The organism is Roseobacter sp. MED193 (assembly GCF_000152965.1).
Lineage (GTDB): Bacteria > Pseudomonadota > Alphaproteobacteria > Rhodobacterales > Rhodobacteraceae > Pseudophaeobacter.
On record NZ_CH902583.1, the window covers coordinates 4,079,602 to 4,100,397 of the forward strand.

Genomic DNA, 20,796 nt, shown 5'->3' on the forward strand with positions numbered 1-20,796 from the left:
TCTATTTGGTGGCCCCATACGGAGGGTGCCAGGGATAGGAAGAGGGCAGGAGCAAGATGGGGAAGATTATGATGCTGATTTGGGTGGGTCTGGCGGCAGTGGTGGTCGTTGTCGGCTTTATCAGATTGGCGCCGGTTGATCCCTTTGATTGGAACAGCCAGCCAGAACTCACCGAGGATAAAGAGTTCCGGGGGGGCGTTTTTAAGGTGGTGCGTTCGGGCCCGGATGGGCTGCAGCAGTTTGATCGCATTGCCAGCGCAGCCCCACGAACGAAACTTCTGGCTGGATCCGTCGAGGAAGGCATGGCGACCTATGTAACCCGCACCAAGGTGATCGGTTTTCCTGACTACACCACCGCGCGCCAGGATGGGGATCTGCTAAAGGTCTATGCCCGGCTGCGATTTGGTCGCTCTGACCTCGGCGTAAATAAGGCGCGCATAGATGGTTGGTTGTCATTGATGCCCAAAACCACGGACTAGGCTTTGCCCGCCTCTGGAAAGGGCTAACCCTCTGTGCTGGTCAGGATGGATCACAGAGCGGGAAGTGGAGATTGTGCGATAGAATAGGGGGGCTGGGCTGGCTGGCGGAGGCTTGCAGAAAGGCAATTTGCCTGAACTTCCCGCCACATTGGCACGTTGAGCGACATTTGGCACTGGGCCATGAATTGTCTCCCGTCGACATCCAGACAGCGAATTTCTCCTAGATCGACCCGTTCACCGGTTTTGTCGGTGCAGTAGCAGTCAATCACCTTGCCGCCAGGGCCAACCACATCACCTAAGCTGGGTCCAGACGCAAGGATCAGCGCAAATATGACAAGGGCTCTGGCATGTTGCATAGAGCTAGCATATCACAGAAACCACAGCTGCCAAAGTGGCAGGATGGCACCCCAACAGAAATATGAGGCACGGATGATCCCCGAAGAGCGGCTAGAGCAGATCCTGCAACGGTTCCAGTATCTTGAAGCCGCAATGGCGGAGGGCGCCAGCGGCGCCGAGATTGCAAACCTGGCGCGCGAGTATTCCGAGATAAAGCCGGTTGCCGAGCAAATCACCGCCTATCGCCAGCTCCTGACCGATCTTGAGGATGCTGAGGCCATGTTGTCGGATCCCGATATGAAAGAGTTGGCGGCCGAGGAAATCCCAGAACTGAAGGCGGCATTACCCGGCGCCGAAGAGGCGCTGCAACTGGCGCTTTTGCCCAAAGACGCCGCCGATGCGCGCCCGGCCATGCTGGAGATCCGGCCCGGCACCGGGGGCGATGAGGCCGCGTTGTTTGCCGGAGATCTGCTGCGCATGTACCAGCGCTACGCCGAAGCGCGGGGCTGGAAGTTCGAGGTGATCGAGGAACAAGCGACTGAGCTGGGCGGCATCAAAGAGGTGGTTGCCCATATCAAGGGGGAAAACGTTTTTGCGCGCATGAAATATGAAAGCGGCGTGCACCGGGTCCAGCGTGTGCCAGTGACGGAAAGCGGCGGCCGCATTCACACCTCAGCCGCCACTGTAGCGGTTTTGCCGGAAGCTCAGGAAGTTGACGTGCAGATAGATCCTAGCGACATTCGCATTGATACCATGCGGGCCTCAGGGGCGGGGGGGCAGCACGTCAACACAACTGACTCCGCTGTACGCATTACCCATATTCCCACCGGGGTCATGGTGGTCAGTGCCGAAAAATCCCAGCACCGCAACCGCGAGATCGCGATGCAGGTTCTGCGCGCGCGACTTTATGATCTGGAACGTCAGCGGGTGGACAGTGAACGCTCCGCCGATCGCGCCAGCCAGGTGGGCTCGGGCGACCGCTCCGAACGCATTCGTACCTATAATTTCCCACAGGGGCGCATGTCTGATCACCGCATCAACCTGACACTCTATAAGCTAGACCAAATCATGCAGGGCGATCTGGACGAAATCATCGATGCGCTCACGGCAGACAACCAGGCGCGTCTCCTGGCAGAGATGGGGCAATGAATACACAGGGTATCGCCTTGACTGCGGCTCAGGCCATGGCAGCTGCTGCGGCGCGTTTGCGTGCGGCCGGCGTGGAGGATCCCGCCCGCGATGCCCGAATTCTTCTGGCCCATGCTGCCCGGATCGAAGCCAGCCGCGTGACCTTGATTGCGCCTGAGGATCTTGAGCCCGAAGTGGCAGAGCGTTACGAACAGCTGATTGCCCTGCGTGCGATCCGCGTGCCGGTGTCGCATCTGCTGGGGGAGCGTGAATTTTATGGTCGCCGGTTCAAAGTCTCAAAAGATGTGTTGGACCCTCGGCCAGAAACCGAAACCCTGATCGAGGCCGCACTTGCAGAGCCTTTTGAACGGGTACTGGACCTTGGCCTTGGCTCCGGCTGCATCTTGGTGACGCTGCTCGCAGAGAGCCCGCAGGCCACTGGCTTAGGGGTAGATCTGAGCGAAGCTGCCTGCCTGCAGGCAAGTGCAAACGCCATCTTGCATCGGGTTGAGAGCCGCATTGATATTCAGCAATCGGATTGGTTTTCCAATGTCACAGGCCGCTTTGACCTGATTGTTTCAAACCCGCCCTATATCGCCTTAGACGAAATGGCAGATCTGTCACCTGAGGTGCGCCAGCATGAGCCTGATATGGCGCTCACCGACGGGGGGGATGGTCTTGCGGCTTACCGTGCGCTTGCCGCGGGGGTGCGTGCGCACCTGCGCTCAGGCGGGCGCTTATGTCTGGAAATCGGCCCGACCCAGGGTCAGGCCGTGGCCGCAATGATGCAGGAGGCTGGGCTCACCAATATCGCTGTGCTACCGGATCTGGATGGCCGGGACCGGGTTGTTTTTGCCCGAAATCCCGGCTGAAGCAGGAAATTCTTTGGAAAATTTGTGTTTTTGAAAGAAAGTTCACGAAATATGGGATGCGGCCCTTGTCTGAGAGGGTAGAAAGTGGTTACTCAAAGTGTCGCTTGACTACGGCGAGGTTACTCTACCTCCCAGCGACACCAAGCCCAAAATAGTCGATCATCCGGCGCAAGGATGCGCTGAATTGGATCCATGACACATGAAATTAAGGCTTACGTTAGGCATATGAGATCGTCAAAATCACGTTCGCGTTCCAAGTCGAACCGAAACCGCCCCAATGGGGTCAATGTTGTAAATCGCGTCTTCGACAGCTCCGGCCCCGAGGGCAAGGTGCGTGGGACTCCGCAACAGATCATTGATAAATACAACCAGCTGACACGGGACGCGCAACTCAGCAATGACCGTGTTGCGGCTGAGAATTTTCAGCAACATGCTGAGCATTACCTGCGTCTTCTGAATGAGGCACAGCGCGAGATTGATGCGCGGCGCGAAGAGCAGGAACGCCAGAACCGCGAGCGTCAGGCTGAACGTGATCGTGAACGCGCTGAACGTCTGGAGCGTCAGGAACGCGAGGCTACTGCCAATCAGGCGGCGCAGCAACAGCCCTCTCGTCAGCAGGGGCAGCAGCCCCAGCCAGGCCATTCCAGTGGCGAACGTCAAAGCGACGTGGCAGCGACGCAGCCGGCAGCGCGCCAGGATCCCGCCAGTGCGCCTCAGCCTGAGGTGATAGACCCACGTGATACTACCAGCAATGCCCCAGAGGGCAGCGGCTTGGTGGAAACCCCTGAAAGCAAAGGCAAGGAACCAGTGGCAGCGCCCAAGAAGCCTGCCGCTCGCAAACCGCGTGCACGCAAGCCTGTAGCGGCCAAACCTGCAGCCGAGGGCACGGCCCCTGAAGGCGAAGCGGCCAAGGCACCTGCCGTCGCTCAAGACGCCGACACCGAAGCCAAGCCCAAGCGCACGCCCAGACCGCGCAAACCCAAACCAAAGCCCAAGGCCGAGGATGCGCCAGAAGCTGCCGAGTAATGCTGGCAGCACGGCATGCTGGTCGCTCGGGTTACTTGCAGTCAGGTAAAGAACATGAAAACCGGCCTTCCCTGGGGAGGCCGGTTTTTTGTGTCGGATGAATGAAGAGCAGGCAGCTAGTCTAGGGGTTTGATACTGCGGGCAAGGGCGCAGAATTCTTCCAGGCTGACTTGTTCTGCCCGTTCTGTGGGGGCAATACCTGCCGCCTTTAAGTGATCTTCAATTCCCGGTGTTACGCTTTTGAGACTGGCGCGCAGCATTTTGCGGCGCTGATTAAAGCCAGCGGCAATCACCCGCGACAGCGTTGCGGCATCTGCGGGGAAGCGCGGCTCTTGCAGAGCGGTGAGATGCACTACCGCGCTATGAACCTTAGGCGGTGGGCTAAAGGCTTCGGGGGGCAGCGAAAGTACAATCCGCGCATCCGCGCGCCACTGCGCCAAAAGCGCCAAACGGCCATAGGCCTTGGTTCCGGGTTGGGCCACAATTCGTTCGGCGACTTCACGTTGAAACATGAGGGTAAGGCTTTGCCAGAAGGGCGGCCAGGCCTTTGGGGTGAGCCAACGGACCAGCAGTTCAGTGCCGACATTATAGGGCAGGTTGGCTGCGATCCGTACCGGTGGGGTAAGATGCTCAAGGGGATCAATATCAAGCGCATCCCCATTGATCAGCTGTAGCCGACCTGGATAGGCCTCGGCTATTTCCGCCAGGGCGGGCATACAGCGGCTGTCTTTTTCAACCGCCAGCACCCGGCGCGCCCCTTCGGCCAACAAACCACGGGTCAAACCCCCGGGGCCGGGGCCGATTTCCAGCACATCACATTCGCTCAGATCGCCAGCTTGGCGGGCAATCTTGGAGGTCAGATTGAGATCGAGCAGGAAGTTCTGCCCTAGCGATTTTCGGGCCAGCAGTTGATGGGTGTCGATGACCTCACGCAGAGGGGGCAGGGAGTCGATGGCGCTCATTACGATATGTCCAGGGCGCGCGGCCAAACGGGGCGCCAGTCAAAGAGAAGGTGCCGTTGGGGATAGGCAGTGGGGCCAGAGGCGTCAAGTGGGCGCAGCGCTGCGTAGCGCCATGGACTGCGCCATTTTAAGCGCCTCTACCAGGCTGGATGGGTTCGCCGCACCGGTGCCTGCGATATCGAAGGCGGTACCATGGTCCGGGGAGGTGCGGATAAAGGGCAGGCCCAGGGTGACATTGACTCCGCGATCGAAATCCAGCGTTTTGATCGGGATCAGCGCCTGGTCGTGATACATGCAGATGGCGGCGTCATAGCGAGCGCGTGCCGCAGCATGAAACAGGGTGTCTGCGGGATGCGGCCCGGTGAGGGTCAGATTGTCAGAGTTGAACGCATCTATCAGATCATTGATCCACAAGAGTTCTTCCTGTCCCATCGCGCCGCCCTCTCCGGCATGGGGGTTTAGCCCGGCTACAGCGATGCGTGGTTGGTCAATCCCAAACTGGCTGCGCAGCCCTTGGGCGGTGATCGCGATCACTTCGCGCAATAGCTCCGGAGTGAGGGTCTTTGGCACCTCGCTCAGCGCGATATGGATGGTGGCAGGAACCACCCGCAAAGCAGGGCTGGCCAGCATCATCACCACGCGGCTGCGATCTGCCAGATGGGCCAGAAACTCGGTATGGCCGGGAAAGGCAAACTGAGCTCCGTCAATCAGGGCCTTTTTATGTATTGGCGCGGTGCAAAGCGCTGAGGCCGCTCCCGATTGAACCAGTTCAACGCCGCGTTCGATGGACTGCACCACCCCTGGAGCATTTTTGGGATCAGCCTGGCCCTTTGTGGTTGATCCTGCAAACTGCAAAGGCAGAACCGGCAAGGCCTTGGCGCAGAGCTCCTGGGCCTCATCTGGCGTTTTGATCAGCGCAACAGGGGTGTCCTCTGGCAGATGACGTGGATCACCAATCCAAAAAAACGGGCAGCTCTCTTTCAAGAGCTGCCAGGCCTTGGCGGTGATCTCTGGTCCGATTCCGGCGGGTTCCCCGCAGCTGAGCGCGATGGGGCGCGCGGGCAGGCCGGAGGCCATCATTTCTCAATGATGAGGGCGTCGGCCCGCAGCTGCTCGATGAAGCTACTGGACAGGGATTCCAAACGTTGCTGTGTCAGGGCGTTTGCCACGGTTTCACGGGATTCCCCTTCGCCCAGTTCGGCGGTGCGCCCGCAAAGCATCAAGAGCATCAGCGTCTGCCCCTGGTTGCGGGTGAGAGTGAGCGAGGTCTCATTGGGGTCCAGCTTGGCCAGTTCAATCGCAATATCCTGCGGGATTTCTGCGGGTACTAGACTTTGGCGGTCCAGCACCGCGGGATCTTGATCTTTGGCGATACCATACAGATCGTCACAGGTATCAATGCGATTTGCGATCTCCTGCCCAAGAGCCAAGGCCTCAGCGCTGCGCCCCCCTGGGATGTAATAGCTGGCGTATTCGATGGCAGAGTATCGTTGACGACTGCCGGTTACTTCCCGAACGCCGCGCATCTGGAACATAGCGACGGCGCCCTGCAAAGGCAGAGGTTCGGTGATCTCACCAGGATCAAGCGCAAGCACCACGGGCTGCAGTTGCGGCGGCAGTTTGGTCAGGTTCATCCAAGGCAGCCGTCCGCCGTTATTGCGGCTGTCAGAGGCTGAATACTGTGTGGCCGCAGAAGAAAAGGCAGCAAAACTGGTCAACTGGCCGACCTGATCAGTCAAGGCTTCCACCTGCTGCGCATTTTGTTCGTTGATGGGAACGATCAGCTCTGACAACAAGACCTGGACCCCGCCTGATCCGGCCTGTCCCATGGCGCGGTCAATCTCCGCCTCCGTTGGTCGAGCACGGGACAAAAAGCGTGCGCCAATGTACTCGCGCCAGCCAATGCCGACCTTGGTAAAGTCGCGCACCGTTTCTGGATCGATACCGTTTTGTTTGAGAACCGTCAGGAATTCATTCAGCGACAGATTGGCCCGGCTGGCAAGCTCGGTCATGCCTGCGGTAATCTCTTCCTCACTTGGCGAAATGCCGACCTTGGCCAATTCCGCCAATTTAAGCCGATCTTTGATCAGTTCTTGGCGGGCCATGACCTCTGGATCACCAGGGGTGCGCAGCACTCCCATGAACAGGGCACGTTGATTGAGCTCGTAATAGGTGATCGCGGCGTTATCGACGGTTACCGCGGGCGAAAACAGGCCCTGAGCAGCCAGTGGCACGGCTGTCGTGGAAAGCGCAAAGCCCAAAGTCATAGCGGCCGCTGTTCTAGAGAAGCTTCGGATCAAGGAAGCGGAGAAGGCCTGGGTCAAGATTGTCTGCATGATCGCCTGTACTGTTTGCTGCCGTTATTGACTGAGAACCCGTTCATGGAAATTGAAAACCCAAAATCCGTAGAGGGATCTACGCTTGTTGTTGAGGTATAGCGCCGGTTAACCGAAAGGTCGACCGTCACGCACTCGTTGCTATAGGCTAGGCCAAGGCCCGCTCGCGTTGCCCGCGCATCCGAAATATCATAGCGCAGGCTGGCGCTGGCTTTCCAGCCGGCAGAGACCTGATACGATCCATCAACCCATATCTCGGATGTCTCTGTGGTGCGATTTTCGCGTGGGTCGGTACCAAGCCAGAGATAGCTGCCGGAAACGGCCAGCGCATCCCGGTACCAGTCGCCGCGCACCTCTGCTTTGGAGAAGTTCAGGGAATCGTTCAGCAGACCGCGCGCCGTCAGGGCGATGCCATCGTTGAACTTTAATTGCCCTGCCAAAAGCAGGTCTGATGTGGTGCCGCCAAGGCCGGAACTTTTAGTGTAACGGGTATCGGCATCCTGCCGGATAATCTGGCCAAGGCTGGCATAGGCCTGCCAGCCACTGCTGGCAAAGCGCGCCCAATTGACCCCGTAAGCGAGGCTCAAACCATCTTCACGCGCATCAGATGCTGGAAACCGCGACAGGGACAGCAGATTGCCCTGATCAAATTCCACATAGTTGCTTTCATCCTGAGCAACGCTGTCTCCGATGACATTGCTCCAGCCCAATTGGACGATGGGTTCCAGATATTGCGCGGCGCCACTTGCATCAGTCTTGGACATCGGCAAGCGCAGGGTTAACGCAGATCGTGGGGTGATGCGCGAACTGTGCTCTGAGAAATAGGAATCGTCATAGGTGGTAAACCCATCAATCGCAGTGCCAAGCTCCCATTCAAGTTCGAAGCCTCTTGCAAGATGCCAACTGCGCCGCCAATCAAGATCTGCGGTGAGACGTCCGTGGTCGCGCCCGTTGGCTGAGGTCAAATTCCCCTCCAGATCAGAGGTCCGGTTGTGGCCGTGCGCTTCCAGGGTCAACCTGGTCTCTCCGCCGATTGAGGTCGGGAAATAACGCTTCTGGTAGAAAACTTCGCCGATGGAAGAGGGGATCAGATCCTGGTTTTCACTGTCTCTGAGCGTTTTGAAATTGGTCAAAGCCGCGTACAGCAGGCTGTCGCGTGCGGATTTTGTCAGAGTAACGTCTGATCTGAGGCGGTCCAGATCCGGCAGGCTGTAGTCGGCAATATAGGCGTCGTCTGATACGGTTTTGAGATCAAACTCAAGCTGGAAGTCACGCGGCAGATCAAATTGGCCGGTCGCAAAGAGGTAACCTCGATCTTCATCGGGTTGCAGATCATCGCGGGTAAAGGCGCCTTCGAGTCCAATGCTGCCATGCCGGAAGGCCTGACGGTACCGGGCATCCAAGGTTCTCGTGCGGCTAGAGATATAGGGCGACAACGTTAGATCGCGGCTATCCCCCAGTGTGAAGAAATAGGGGATCTTTACCCCGGTTCCAAGATTCGATGTTGTCCGCGTCGAGGGCACTAGGAAGCCGCTGGTACGGTCCAGGTTGGGATCCGGAAGGCGCACTGCAGGGAAGTAGAAAACCGGCACGTCTAGAATTCTGACCTGGGCGTTCTCAAAATAGAGTTGTTGCTCGACTTGATCGTGGATGACGCGCTCGGCACGGATCTGCCACAGCGGTGGCTTGCCGTCATCGCAGACATGGCAAGAGGTCACGGAGGTTTTGTAGAGCTGGGTATAGCGTCCCCCCACACGGGTCATCTGCAAGGAGGCCAGTTGTAGCTGCTGCTTGAACACCATGCGCGCGCCAGTCAAGAGCCCGTCACGCAAGCTACGGTCCAGTTCTGCGGCATTGGCTAGGATCGTGACTTCGCCTCCCTGGTCAATTCGAATCGGCCCTTCAATCTTTAGGGTGCCACTGCCTTCTTCAAAGGTGACCTTTTGGGCCTGTAGTCGTACATCCCCTTGAAAGGCTTCGACATTTCCTTTTGCGATCAGTTGACGGTCGGGGGTGATGAACATCTGGTCGGCAACCAGAATTGCTGGGGTCTCCACCGAAGGGGCGGGACCGTCTTGCTGGGCCTGTGTCGGGGCCGCGATGGTCAGCCAAGGCAGAACCACCGAGAGCAATAGGGCTCGGCGCATGTTATCCGTCCTCAGCATGTAATAGCAGTCCCATCGTCAACAAAATTGAAGCCACAGGTGGTGCCCAAGCGGCCAGGGCCACCGGAATCTGGCCATTTTCCCCCAAAATTTGCGCAAAATTTCGAACAAAGTACAGCCCAAAGCCCAATAAAACAGCAGTCAGCACCGCAAGGCCTGTACCGCCAAATCGCGTATGCCGCATGGTGAAGGCTGCACCAACCAATACCATTGCAATGAGGAAAAGCGGCCGCGCCAGCTCCACCTGATACCAGACCTGATAGCGTTTCGTCGAAAAGCCTGCCTGGGCAAGATCGCGAATGGTCGTGGGCAGATCATAGACAGATATCCCATCCGCAGATCCCAAGCGGTCCCGAATGCGATCTTGGGTCAGCGTGGTCGGCAGGCGCAGGGTCTCATGGGTTGCCGCAGAACGTTCGGGGTTAAGGCCGGCCGTCATATGCCAGGCCTTGGCCTTGTGCAGTAGCCATTCCTCCCCATCCAATCGGGCGCTTTCAGCAATGATCTGTCGGATAGGACCACCCTGTGGCGCGTAGGCTAGGATGGTGACATCATACAAAACGATATTGTCGCTGCCGCCACCATAAGAGGACGCGTGGATTACGGACTGACCGCTAGGGCTTCCCTGGCGCAGCCAAAGCCCCTCCCCTGAAAACGACAGGGCAGAGGGCCCGCCGGTACGGTAAGTGTCCGCCAGGGTCTTGGACAGGTTGGTTGTGGCGGCAACGATTGGGTTCAGCGTGCTCACCGCCAGTATCCCCAACAGACCCGCGACCAGAACCGGTGCTGCCAAGGCGCGGATGCCGGAGCGCCCGATTGCTCGGGTCACAACCAATTCGCTGCTCCGGGCCAGACCAACAAAAAGGACAATGGTGGTGAGGATCATGATGAGTGGCAGGAACTCACTGAGAGCAGCAGGGGCATTGAGCAGGGTTAATCCTACTATTTCACTGGCACTGACATCAAATTCATCAAAGCGACGGATCTGCTCATTCAGGTCAATCAGCATAACCAGGGTCATCAACACGCCGCAGATAACGGCAAACCACTGCAAAAACCGTCTGGCATAGTAGAGATCTAGCTTCATGACCCAGCCTTTTGCTGTCCAGTTGCGCCGCCCGGGGCATAGTGTTGCGGTGCGCGTTGGCGCGGTGTCAGCGGATGGGCCGCCAGTTGCAGGAACCCAACCGCAATGGCCAGGCCAATAAAGGCCGGCAGGTAGATCAACAGCCAGAGATCGGGATTGCTGCGCACCGGTTCCGAGACCACGCCGCGCAGCCCTTCAACAAGGATCAGCAACAAAAAGGCCACAAGCGCCTGACGCCAGACGCCCAGGCGGGAGTAGGACCCAAGCATAAGCGTTGAGAACCCGATGAGTGCCACTGCGACGCAGATAAGCGCACGCGCAAACCGCAGGTGGAATTCCTCTGCCAACGCTCCTCGGCTATACCCTTCGGTCAGGCTGATGTTTTCGCGGTCTTGCAGGAGTTCCCAACTGGAAATTTCACGGATGTTGCGTATCGCGGCCGTACTCTGGTTTGCCAAAGAGCTGATATCATAAGAGAAGTCAGAAAAGTTGGTCGTGGAAAGTTGCTGTGTCCGATGCTCCAGGCGCTGTGCCATGCCATTTACCATAATCAGGTGCGTGTTCTCTCCATCGCGCACCAAGAAAGCCCGTGCCCCTGTGTAGGTCATGGTTTGGTTAGGATCGCGTCGGTCAGACAGGAAGACATCATTGAGCGTGCCATTGCTGTCGATTTGGCGAATATAGAAAGTCACTCCTTTGACCGGGTGGAGGAAATGCCCTTCTGTCAGCAGCTTAGCTGTAACGTTACGAGAGACCTCCTGCTCGCGCAGCGCCAGTTGGCTGATTGAACTAGGTAACAGGAAATGAGTAAGCACCGACATCATAAGGGCAGTAATCACGCCAAAGGCCAGCGCGGGGCGCGCCATTTGCCAGGGGCTGGTTCCTGTGGCCCGCAAGACGGTCAGCTCGCTCTCGCTTTGCAGTCTATTGGTCACCCAGACGGCGGAGGCGAAAACCGCCACAGGTAGCACCATGCGGATCAAGTTAGGCAGGGCGAGGGCCGTAAATTCTAGAAAAACAATCGCGGTTTGCCCGTCTCCGATGAGGCGGTCAAATAGCACCACCGCCCGGTTGACCCAGAAGACGGCGACCAGAATAAGCGCAAAGAAGCTGAAAAACAGCAGGTATTGCGACAGGACATATCTGTCAAAGCGTGACACTTGATCCCCCCAGATCCTGCCATTGTCATTTTGCAGAACCTTAGAGGAATTGTTTCACGGGGAAAACTGCTATCTGCGTGATTTCTGAGGTCAAACGCAGGTTTGGCGGGTTGGTGCCGAGCGCGATTGCCCGCAGGCTGATTGTCTCTGGGGGCTGGCTATTGTGCGGAGCGCAAGTTATTTATCGGGAAATATAACAAGACCTCATTCCGACAGGAGCCTCCACACCATGAGCACCATGCCAGCCATCCGTTTTGCAGATTACGATCCAAAGGCCCTTTCAGGGATGACTGGCCATGTGGTTGTTCTGGTGACCCCAGAAGGTGTGATGGATCAGGCGGCACGCAGCGCAAACCGGCTGACCAAGGGGGCCTTGGCGCGTTTGATTGCAGATGCCGGGTTTGCAAAACATAAATCCGGCACCGTGATCACGCTCCAATGGCCCACGGGGATGGCAGCTGAGGCTCTGCATGTTCTGGTGCTTTCGCGTCGCCTAACCCCTGTTGAGGCGCGCCAGGCTGGGGCGAAACTGGTCGCGGCTGCGCCAGACCAATCCATGATTGTCATGGCAGGTTCTATCCCCAAGGCTGCTGAGTTGGCGATGGGAATGGCCCTGCGCAGCTATGGGTTTGACAACCACAAGGCCCTGAAAGACCCCAAACCTGCGGCTGAGATCACCATCGCGCATAAGGCTTTCGATGAGATGGCAGCGACCTATGCGCCCCTGGCTGCGGTGGCCGAAGGCGTGCACATGACCCGCGATCTGGTCAATGAGCCCGCGAATGTTCTGACCACCGTCGAATTTGCCCGCCGGATTGAGGAAATGTCCGAAATTGGACTTGAGATCGAAATTCTGGACGAGGCGCAGCTGGAAGAACTTGGCATGGGAGCGTTGCTCTGTGTTGGCCAAGGGTCCGACAGCCCTTCTAAGGTTGCGATCATGAACTGGAAAGGCGGTGCCGAGGGGGAGGCACCGCTGGCCTTGGTTGGCAAAGGCGTGGTCTTTGACACGGGTGGGATTTCGCTGAAACCCGCTGCTGGTATGGAAGACATGACCATGGATATGGGCGGCGCCGGTGTGGTTGTTGGCACCATGAAAGCGCTGGCTCTGCGCAAGGCCCGCGCCAATGTTGTTGGGCTGGTTGGTCTGGTGGAGAATATGCCCTCGGGCAATGCCACCCGTCCTGGCGACGTGGTGAAATCCATGAAGGGCGATACTGTTGAGGTGATCAATACAGATGCCGAGGGACGCTTGGTGCTTTGCGATGTGCTTTGGTACGCGCAGGAGCGGTTCAATCCCTGTGGCGTTATTGATCTGGCCACCTTGACTGGGGCGGTGATTATTGGGCTTGGACATGAAAACGCGGGGGTTTTCTCCAATGATGATACCCTGTGCAATGGTTTCCTTAAGGCCGCGAAGGCGACCGACGAAGGTGCCTGGCGGATGCCTCTGGGGCAGGCCTATGACGATCAGCTGAAATCCCGAATTGCCGATATGAAAAACGTCGGTGGCCGCCCAGCCGGTTCGATCACTGCGGCGCAATTCCTCAAACGTTTTATCAAGGATGACATGCCCTGGATTCACCTGGATATTGCTGGTGTCGCCTCGGTGAAATCGGCCACTTCTTATGCCCCCAAAGGTGCCACAGGCTGGGGCGTCATGGCGCTGGACCGTCTGGTGCAAGATCGTTTCGAGGCGGAGTGAACCCAGCATGGGGTCTGCCTATTTTTATCACCTGACCCAGCGCCCTTTGCAGGAGACCTTACCGGTCTTACTGCAAAAAGCGCGCGGTGCTGGCTGGCGCATCGCGGTGCGTGGCCAGCAGGCAGACCGGATGAGCTGGCTGGACGAGGTCCTCTGGCAGGGTAGTGCCGACAGTTTCCTGGCGCATGGGCTGGCGGGTGGCCCCCATGACGCCCTGCAACCGATTTTGCTGACCACCACGCAGGACAGCGCCAACCAGCCGGAGTGTCTGATGACGGTGGATGGCGCTGAAGTGACAGCTGCGGAAGTTCAGGCGCTGGAGCGGGTTTGCATACTGTTTGATGGCAATAATGAAACGGCGCTTCAGCAGGCGCGCAGCCAATGGAAGAGCCTGACAGGCGCGGGATGCTCCGCGCAGTATTGGTCGGAGGAAACAGGGCGGTGGGAAAAGAAGGCTGAGGCTTGAAAGAATAGTTCAAGCCCAGGCCGAACTAGCGGGTGAGGACCAGCGCGCCATTGCGGATTTCTATGCTGGACCAACGTTGCAGATAGGTCATGCCCAGCAAGGACTTATCCATTTCGCCCTGGTTGACCGAAACCCGTAAATTCCGATCGCGGATCTCACCTAGGGCCACCTCATCAACTCGAACTGATGCAGTGCGTACCACGCCATTGGCGGTATTCGCCCGACCTAGATAGGCAAGCTTCTCTGGCACTAGCCCGGCCCGCCTTGCATCCGCCGTGCTTAGCACCACTTCGCTGGCACCGGTATCCACGAGGAACTCTATCTGCGCGCCATTGACTGTGAGTGTGAGATAGTAGTGCCCATCCTGCGACCGGGGCACCGTCACCCGCCCGGCCTCATTCATCACTGATTGCTGGGGGCGCACTGTCTGGCGAATGTCGTCCCACAGGCCATAGCCTGCAATAACCCCCAGAAAGATAAAGGCCCATATCGCCAGTTGTTGCAGGGTGGTGCTCAGATTCTGTCGGGTTTGCACAAAGACCCAGGACCCTACTGCGCAGAGCAGCAACAGAAGGTATAGCAGACGTCCATAATCTAGATCTTCCATGGGCCTCTCTTACGTCCTTTTGCGGCTTTTGGCCTTGTTTAGCTGGCAAAGCCAAAATCGCGCAGCCCGTCCAGGACAAACTGCACCGACAGGGCCGCCAGCAACATCCCTAAAAGCCGGGTCACCACATTGATTCCCGTCTTGCCCAGGGCGCGCTCAAACAGGCCAGAGGAGAGGAACATGGCCAACATCACGATCAAGACTGCAACAACCACGCACATCACCAAGGCAAAGCCTTCCAGCCCAGGCTTTTGCCCTGACAAAAGGATCACGGTGGCAATGGAGCCTGGGCCTGCGATCAACGGGATCGAGAGGGGGAATACAGAAGGATCATCGGCTTCTACGGCCTCTTCGCCCTGGTTTTCCCGCCTCTTGGTGCGACGCTCAAACAACATGTCCAGCGCGGTGATAAACAGTAGCACGCCGCCTGCGACGCGGAAGGCGGCCATGGAAATGCCCGCAAACCCCAGCACAGCCTCGCCAAAGGCGGCAAAGAGCGCCAGCAGAAACATGGCGGTAAAGGCGGCGCGGATGGCGATCGAGCGCCGCTCTTGCGCGGTCGCGCCTTGGGTCAGTGCCAAGAAGATCGGGGTGAGGCCAATGGGATCAATGATCACAAAGAGCGTCACAAAAGAGGTGATCAAAAAGGCAGTGTCGATCATAGAGCCTCGGCTTTTTCCAATTTCTCGAGGGCCCGCATCCACAACAGCTCAGCCCGCTCTAGTGCGGTGATGACCTCGGCATGTTTGCCCTGCCAAACCCGAGCCTCGTCTTTATTCTCAGGTTCGTAAAGCTCTGGGTCCGCCAGCTTGGCATCCAGCTTGTCTTTCATCTGGGTCAGCTTGGTGACGCGCTCTTCGGATTTGCGCGCCTCTTTGCGGAGCGCCAGGATAGCATCGCGGGAGGGGCGCGCCGGTTTGGGCTTTTCCTTCTTCGCTGGCTTGTCCTTGGGGGCGGGCTTGTCTTTTTCCAGCAGTAAGGCCCGATAAGAGGCCAGATCGCCCTCATAGGGTTTCACTGTGCCCTTTGACACCAGCCAAAGCCGATCTGCCACCAGGCTCAGCAGGTGCATATCGTGGCTGACCAGAATCACCGCACCGGTATAGGCCGTCAGGGCCTCAACCAGCGCCTCGCGGCTTTCGATATCCAGGTGGTTTGTCGGCTCATCCAATATCAACAGATGCGGCGCATCCAATGTCGCCAGCAAGAGCGACAACCGTGCCTTTTGCCCGCCCGACAGGCGTCCGACTTCAGTATCGGCCTGATCGGCGCCCAGCCCAAATCCAGCCAAGCGGGCGCGGAGGCGGGCCTGGCCTTCACTCGCGCGCTCTCGCATCAGATGCTGAAGCGGTGTTTCATCAATATATAGCTCGTCCACCTGGTGCTGAGCAAAGAAGCCGATGCGCAGCTTGCTGGACTGTGCCATCTTGCCGCCCATTGGGGCCAGTCGCGCGGACAGCATCTTGGACAGGGTCGATTTGCCCTCGCCGTTTTTGCCCAATAGGGCAATACGATCGTCCTGATCGATACGCAGGTCCAGCTTGCTCAGGATCACCTTGCCATCATAGCCGACCTTGACGCCCTCGGTGGCAATGATCGGTGGCGACAGCTCTTCCGGTGTGGGAAAGGTGAAAACCGTACGTGCCGCATCTTCGGGCGCTCGGATGGTTTCCATCTTTTCCAGCATCTTAACCCGGCTTTGCGCCTGTTTGGCCTTACTGGCCTTGGCCTTGAAGCGATCGACAAAGCTCTGCAGATGCGCACGTCGCGCATCCTGCTTTTTGGCCTGGGCGGCCTGATTGGCCCGATTGGCAGCGCGCTGGCGGGCAAACTGGTCGTAGTTGCCGCCGTAATAGGTGACCTTTCGGTCTTCCAGGTGCAAGATACCGCCCACAGAGCGGTTCAACAGTTCCCGGTCGTGGCTGATGATGATGACCGTATGGGGGTACTTGACCAGATAGGCCTCCAACCAGAGCGCCCCTTCCAGATCGAGATAGTTGGTCGGTTCGTCTAGCAACAACAAATCCGGCTCAGAAAACAATACAGCTGCCAAGGCAACCCGCATGCGCCAGCCGCCGGAAAAATCAGAACAGGGCCGCGCTTGGGCTTCTTCGTCAAATCCGAGACCTTTGAGAATCGAGGCCGCACGCGCTTCGGCTGACCAGGCATCAATATCCGCCAGCCGTGTCTGAACCTCGGCAATACGGGTTGGGTCTGTTGCGGTTTCCGCCTCAGCCATCAGTGCTGCGCGTTCGGTGTCTGCGGCCAGAACCGTGTCGATCAATGACACGTTGGAAGAAGGCGCCTCCTGGGCAATTCCGCCAATCTGCGCTTTTGAGGGCAGAGAGATTGAGCCTGTCTCCAACGCCAGCTCGCCTCTGATGAGGCGAAACAGGGTCGTTTTTCCAGTGCCGTTGCGCCCCACAAGGCCGACTTTGTGACCATTGGGAATGGTGGCACTGGCCTCTTCAAACAGAGGGCGGCCTTCAACCGAATAGGTGATATCGCGAATACGTAGCATGGGACCATCCACTGTCGCAGTCGCCGAGTCTTGTCAATGCGTATCCGCTCCTAAGCCGCGCCATCACGGCCGCAACTATGGGCGCAGCAGATCAAGTGCCAAGTCTCGGTCATGGTTTCACATTTTTATCTATATATTCGGGGGCTGAGGCAGGGTCTCATGCAGATCTCGGCCAGAGGCGGGCGTAGGGTGGTCTGGCTGGTATCTGGTCTGTTTCCGTGAAATGCTGGCAGCACGGCAGGACCTCTTCTATCAGATTCCATCAGAGGGTTTTCCCGGCAGTTTCTATCTTTAGATATTTGAGTAGGCAATTTTATGCGGGCCGCAGAAACAGCTCCCCATCTTACAACACTGATCTTTGCAACCGCCCTGGCGGTTTTGTCGCTGAATATGTTTTTGCCCTCTCTGGCACGGATCACCGAGGACTTCGCCAGCAGTTACGCAGTGGTGAACCTGTCCGTTGCGGGCTATCTCGGGGTCTCAGCCATTTTGCAATTGATCATGGGGCCGCTGTCAGACCGCTTTGGTCGGCGTCCGGTTTTGCTGGGCTCAATGTTTATCTTTATGCTTGCGTCGGTTGGCTGTGTTCTAGCCCAATCTGTCTGGGTATTCTTAGGCTTTCGCATGATCCAGGGCATGGTTGTTGCCGGGCAAGTGCTGTCGCGGGCCGCTATTCGCGATATGCATTCCACATCCGAGGCCGCCAGCAAGCTTGGATATGTCACCATGGCCATGGCCTTGGCGCCGATGCTGGGGCCGATGCTGGGTGGGGCGCTGGATATGCTTTTTGGTTGGCGCTCTAGTTTTGTGCTCTATGCCATTATGGGATTTGGCGTGTTTATGCTCAGCTGGGGCGATTGGGGAGAAACCAACCACCGGCGATCCGCCACTTTTGGTGCCCAGATGCGCAGTTACCCAGAGCTTTTGGCCTCGCGCCGCTTTTGGGGGTATAGTTTTTGCCTAGCCTTCTCCATCGGTGGATTTTATGCGTTCATCACAGGTGCTCCGCTGGTGGCGGCAGCCTGGTTTGACCTCAATCCGGCGCAACTGGGACTGGGGATCGGAATTATCACTGGCGGTTTCATGGTTGGGAACTTTGTCACCGGCAGATTTGCCAATCGTGTGCGGTTGATCAATTTGATCCTCGTCGGGCGCTGCGCGGCTGTTGTCGGGCCTACGGTTGGCTTAGTTTTATTTTTAGCAGGGCAGGGCGCTATCCCGGTGTTTTTTGGCGCTGCAATCGCCGTGGGCTTTGGAAATGGACTGACAGTGGCCAATGCCAGCGCAGGCTTGATGTCCGTGCGCCCCCATTTGGCGGGCAGTGCATCCGGCCTTTCGGGAGCCATTACGGTTGCCTTGGGGGCGGTGATGACGCTGGGCACCGGCTGGCTGGTCACGGCGCAGAATGCTCCCTTTATGGTTTTGACGATTATGCTGATCTCAGGCCTGGGCGCCCTGGTCGCAGCTCTTTATGTGCGCTGGCTTGATATTCATGAGCCCCTCGATGAGCCTTGCTAAAATCACCCTGCATTTTTGTGTCTGGGCGAAGTCTCCCCTTCCCATAGGGCCGCTGGCGTGTTAGGCGGCGCGCGATATTACGGCGCATATTTTTGACGCCAGTCTTTCAAATGGAGAACGCCCAATGGCTCTGCAACGCACTTTCTCGATCATCAAACCCGATGCCACCCGTCGCAACCTGACCGGTGCAATCAACGCCAAGTTCGAAGAAGCTGGCCTGCGCATCGTTGCACAAAAGCGCATCCACCTGACCAAAGCTCAGGCGGGCAAGTTCTATGAAGTCCACGCTGAGCGTCCCTTCTATGACGAACTGTGCGAATTCATGTCCTCTGAGCCAATCGTTTGCCAGGTTCTGGAAGGTGAAAACGCTATCGCGAAAAACCGCGAAATCATGGGCGCCACCAACCCTGCAGACGCCGCAGCCGGCACCATCCGCGCTGAGTTTGCGGAATCGGTTGGCGAAAACTCCGTGCACGGTTCCGACGCACCTGAAACTGCTGCTGTTGAGATCGCTTACTTCTTCTCTGGTCTTGAGCTGGTAGGCTAAGCCTCCTCTCTGGTTAGAGATTTGAAGACGACGCAATAAGGGCCGCTCTGGAACTCCAGGGGGGCCCTTTTTATGTGCCTGCGGTCTGGTCAAAGATCACCTGGCAGAGGAGGGGGCGAGGTGCGTCCGACTAGGGCTGCGCTGGTTTCTCAACAACACCAATTTGATCAAGGATGCGCTCGAACTCTGAAAGCCCTTTGTCAAAGCTTTGGGCCTTGATGGCGTCAAACCGTTTCCTGAGGGCCTTTTTCTCTTCGCCCTTACAATCGTTCCAGGGGCGGCCCTGCAGAGCCATGACCAAGACGTAGTAGCCAATAAAATGCGGCTTGCTGCCACTGGATAGCAATCGGCCATAGGCGCGGTCGGCGCCCAGCCCGCGCAACTCCTCGGCAGTATGAATACCCGCCTTTTTACAGGCCTCTTCATAAGCGGGGCCAAGGTTCTTGATCGTGGTGATGGCAGTGGACATAGGGGGAACATAGGTGGTTCTTTCGGCCCTGTCACCTATGCTTTTGACTCTTTATGGAATGCAAGACAGTGGACATCTTGTTGACAGGTCTTTGTTTTCCTTTGATCCTCAGATCAAAAGACAGGAGTAGTCTCGTTGCCAGGTTCCGCGCTTTCGTCCTTGGTTGATGTTCAGCATTTTGATCTGACCAATCCACCTGCGGGTTTTGTTGAGGACCCTTTTCCGTTTTACGATGCACTCCTGTCCGAAGCCCCTGTGTTGGCCCAGCCTGATGGATCCTTTCTGATCAGTCGACATGCGGATCTGGATCGGATTTACCGCGATACAACTTTGTACTCTTCCGACAAGAAGGCCATATTTGCACCCAAGTTTGGCCTGGGCTCGCCGCTGTTTGAGCATCACACGACCTCGCTGGTGTTTTCCGACCCGCCCCTGCACACGCGGGTCCGCAGAATTATGAGCTCAGCCCTGACCCCGCGGGCGATTGCACGGATGGAGCCTGGACTGATCGCCACAGTTGATCACTTGCTGGAGGGGCTGAACGACCGGCCCTCGGTGGATCTGATTGCGGATTTTGCCTCTCGCATTCCCATTGAGGTTATCGGCAACCTGTTGGATGTCCCGCTGGAGGAACGTGCGCCACTGCGCGATTGGTCGCTTGCAATTTTGGGCGCGCTAGAACCTTCCCTGTCCGAAGCAGATCTGACCACAGGGCATAGGGCTGTTGAAGAGTTCAGGGACTATTTGCGAGACCTTATTGCCCGGCGTCGGGAGAGTCCGGGTGATCCGGAAACCGATGTTCTCACCCGGCTAATTGGTGATGAAAACAGCGCGACGGAGCGCCTGAACGAAACCGAATTGATTCAGAACTGTATCTTCATTTTGAATGCAGGGCATGAGACCACCACCAATTTGATTGGCAACGCTTTGGCCCTTTTGCATGACTATCCAGAACAAAGGGCGCTGCTTCTGGCGCAGCCGGAGCTGATTAAACCAGCGGTGGAGGAGGTGCTGCGCTTTCGCTCGCCCAATCAACTGGGCAATCGCGAAACCAAAGCCCTGGTCGAGATCGGCGGTGTTGCGATTCCGCGTGGCAGTAATCTGCAATTGATGATCGGCGCCGCCAACCGTGACCCAGCGGTTTTTGCGCAGCCGGAGGTTTTTGATATTACCCGTCGACCAAACCGCCATCTTGCCTTTGCGGGAGGGCCACATGTCTGTGTCGGGCTAACCCTGGCACGGCTAGAGGGAAAAATTGCACTGGAGCGGTTTATTGCGCGCTTTCCTGACTACCAGATCCTGCCAGGGCGCCAGCATGGCGGGCGTCTTCGCTTTCGCGGCTACGCAGCTTTGCCTGCGCAGCTGTCTGTCTAGGCCTGGCAAGGGAGCGAGCTGGGGCGAGCGCAGGGCTT

Annotated in this window: 20 protein-coding genes; 9 read left to right on the plus strand and 11 right to left on the minus strand. The window is 57.7% G+C overall.

The window, feature by feature from the left end:
- Positions 1–56: 56 nt before the first annotated feature.
- Positions 57–479, plus strand: coding sequence for a DUF1499 domain-containing protein (locus MED193_RS21945; RefSeq protein ID WP_009811988.1), 423 nt, complete (start codon positions 57–59; stop codon positions 477–479).
- 50 nt (positions 480–529) lie between these two features.
- On the opposite strand, the gene MED193_RS23305 is transcribed toward MED193_RS21945, so the two are convergent.
- Positions 530–835, minus strand: a complete 306-nt coding sequence (locus MED193_RS23305; protein ID WP_039966556.1) for a hypothetical protein — start codon at positions 833–835, stop codon at positions 530–532.
- A 73-nt stretch (positions 836–908) separates the two neighbouring features.
- Here MED193_RS23305 and prfA point away from each other — a divergent pair, with 73 nt between their 5' ends.
- The 3 genes from prfA (at position 909) to MED193_RS21965 (ending at position 3,841) form a co-directional block, all read left to right on the plus strand.
- Complete coding sequence (gene prfA, locus MED193_RS21955; RefSeq protein ID WP_039966557.1) at positions 909–1,964, plus strand: peptide chain release factor 1; 1,056 nt, start codon at positions 909–911, stop codon at positions 1,962–1,964.
- Positions 1,961–2,815: a peptide chain release factor N(5)-glutamine methyltransferase gene (gene prmC / locus MED193_RS21960; RefSeq protein ID WP_009811990.1), complete on the plus strand. Its 855-nt coding sequence runs from the start codon at positions 1,961–1,963 to the stop codon at positions 2,813–2,815. The genes prfA and prmC overlap by 4 nt, the downstream gene beginning before the upstream one ends.
- 225 nt (positions 2,816–3,040) lie before the next feature.
- Complete coding sequence (locus MED193_RS21965; RefSeq protein ID WP_009811991.1) at positions 3,041–3,841, plus strand: DUF4167 domain-containing protein; 801 nt, start codon at positions 3,041–3,043, stop codon at positions 3,839–3,841.
- Between the two features lie 116 nt (positions 3,842–3,957).
- Here MED193_RS21965 and rsmA read toward each other — a convergent pair whose 3' ends face one another.
- From rsmA to lptF, 6 genes are all read right to left on the minus strand, one after another.
- Entirely contained in the window at positions 3,958–4,803 is an 846-nt protein-coding gene (rsmA, locus tag MED193_RS21970) for a 16S rRNA (adenine(1518)-N(6)/adenine(1519)-N(6))-dimethyltransferase RsmA (RefSeq protein WP_009811992.1), read from the minus strand.
- 84 nt (positions 4,804–4,887) lie between these two features.
- Entirely contained in the window at positions 4,888–5,880 is a 993-nt protein-coding gene (gene pdxA, locus MED193_RS21975) for a 4-hydroxythreonine-4-phosphate dehydrogenase PdxA (RefSeq protein WP_009811993.1), read from the minus strand.
- Positions 5,880–7,139, minus strand: coding sequence for a peptidylprolyl isomerase (locus MED193_RS21980; protein ID WP_039966559.1), 1,260 nt, complete (start codon positions 7,137–7,139; stop codon positions 5,880–5,882). Before MED193_RS21980 ends, pdxA begins: the two co-directional genes overlap by 1 nt.
- Positions 7,124–9,286, minus strand: a complete 2,163-nt coding sequence (lptD, locus tag MED193_RS21985; protein ID WP_009811995.1) for an LPS-assembly protein LptD — start codon at positions 9,284–9,286, stop codon at positions 7,124–7,126. The genes MED193_RS21980 and lptD overlap by 16 nt, the downstream gene beginning before the upstream one ends.
- Position 9,287: 1 nt before the next feature.
- Complete coding sequence (gene lptG, locus MED193_RS21990) at positions 9,288–10,391, minus strand: LPS export ABC transporter permease LptG (protein ID WP_009811996.1); 1,104 nt, start codon at positions 10,389–10,391, stop codon at positions 9,288–9,290.
- Positions 10,388–11,551 (minus strand): LPS export ABC transporter permease LptF, encoded by a 1,164-nt coding sequence (lptF, locus tag MED193_RS21995; protein ID WP_009811997.1) that lies wholly within the window; start codon positions 11,549–11,551, stop codon positions 10,388–10,390. The genes lptG and lptF overlap by 4 nt, the downstream gene beginning before the upstream one ends.
- Before the next feature lie 229 nt (positions 11,552–11,780).
- Here lptF and MED193_RS22000 point away from each other — a divergent pair, with 229 nt between their 5' ends.
- The gene (locus tag MED193_RS22000; RefSeq protein WP_009811998.1) at positions 11,781–13,256 is read left to right on the plus strand and encodes a leucyl aminopeptidase; all 1,476 of its coding nucleotides are present in this window, start codon (positions 11,781–11,783) and stop codon (positions 13,254–13,256) included.
- Between the two features lie 7 nt (positions 13,257–13,263).
- Positions 13,264–13,722: a DNA polymerase III subunit chi gene (locus tag MED193_RS22005; RefSeq protein ID WP_009811999.1), complete on the plus strand. Its 459-nt coding sequence runs from the start codon at positions 13,264–13,266 to the stop codon at positions 13,720–13,722.
- A 25-nt stretch (positions 13,723–13,747) separates the two neighbouring features.
- On the opposite strand, the gene MED193_RS22010 is transcribed toward MED193_RS22005, so the two are convergent.
- The 3 genes from MED193_RS22010 to MED193_RS22020 are packed head-to-tail and all read right to left on the minus strand — an operon-like array spanning position 13,748 to position 16,850.
- Positions 13,748–14,329, minus strand: a complete 582-nt coding sequence (locus tag MED193_RS22010; RefSeq protein WP_009812000.1) for a TIGR02281 family clan AA aspartic protease — start codon at positions 14,327–14,329, stop codon at positions 13,748–13,750.
- A 38-nt stretch (positions 14,330–14,367) separates the two neighbouring features.
- Entirely contained in the window at positions 14,368–14,991 is a 624-nt protein-coding gene (locus MED193_RS22015) for a MarC family protein (RefSeq protein ID WP_009812001.1), read from the minus strand.
- The gene (locus MED193_RS22020; protein WP_009812002.1) at positions 14,988–16,850 is read right to left on the minus strand and encodes an ABC-F family ATP-binding cassette domain-containing protein; all 1,863 of its coding nucleotides are present in this window, start codon (positions 16,848–16,850) and stop codon (positions 14,988–14,990) included. Before MED193_RS22020 ends, MED193_RS22015 begins: the two co-directional genes overlap by 4 nt.
- Before the next feature lie 315 nt (positions 16,851–17,165).
- On the opposite strand from MED193_RS22020, the gene MED193_RS22025 reads away from it, so the two are divergent.
- Positions 17,166–18,368: a multidrug effflux MFS transporter gene (locus MED193_RS22025; RefSeq protein WP_009812003.1), complete on the plus strand. Its 1,203-nt coding sequence runs from the start codon at positions 17,166–17,168 to the stop codon at positions 18,366–18,368.
- A 124-nt stretch (positions 18,369–18,492) separates the two neighbouring features.
- Positions 18,493–18,915 (plus strand): nucleoside-diphosphate kinase, encoded by a 423-nt coding sequence (gene ndk / locus MED193_RS22030; protein WP_009812004.1) that lies wholly within the window; start codon positions 18,493–18,495, stop codon positions 18,913–18,915.
- A 130-nt stretch (positions 18,916–19,045) separates the two neighbouring features.
- Here the strand turns inward: ndk and MED193_RS22035 are convergent, their stop codons facing one another.
- Positions 19,046–19,384, minus strand: a complete 339-nt coding sequence (locus MED193_RS22035) for a TfoX/Sxy family protein (protein ID WP_009812005.1) — start codon at positions 19,382–19,384, stop codon at positions 19,046–19,048.
- Between the two features lie 135 nt (positions 19,385–19,519).
- Here MED193_RS22035 and MED193_RS22040 point away from each other — a divergent pair, with 135 nt between their 5' ends.
- Entirely contained in the window at positions 19,520–20,758 is a 1,239-nt protein-coding gene (locus tag MED193_RS22040; protein WP_157041444.1) for a cytochrome P450, read from the plus strand.
- The last annotated feature ends 38 nt before the right edge of the window (positions 20,759–20,796 follow it).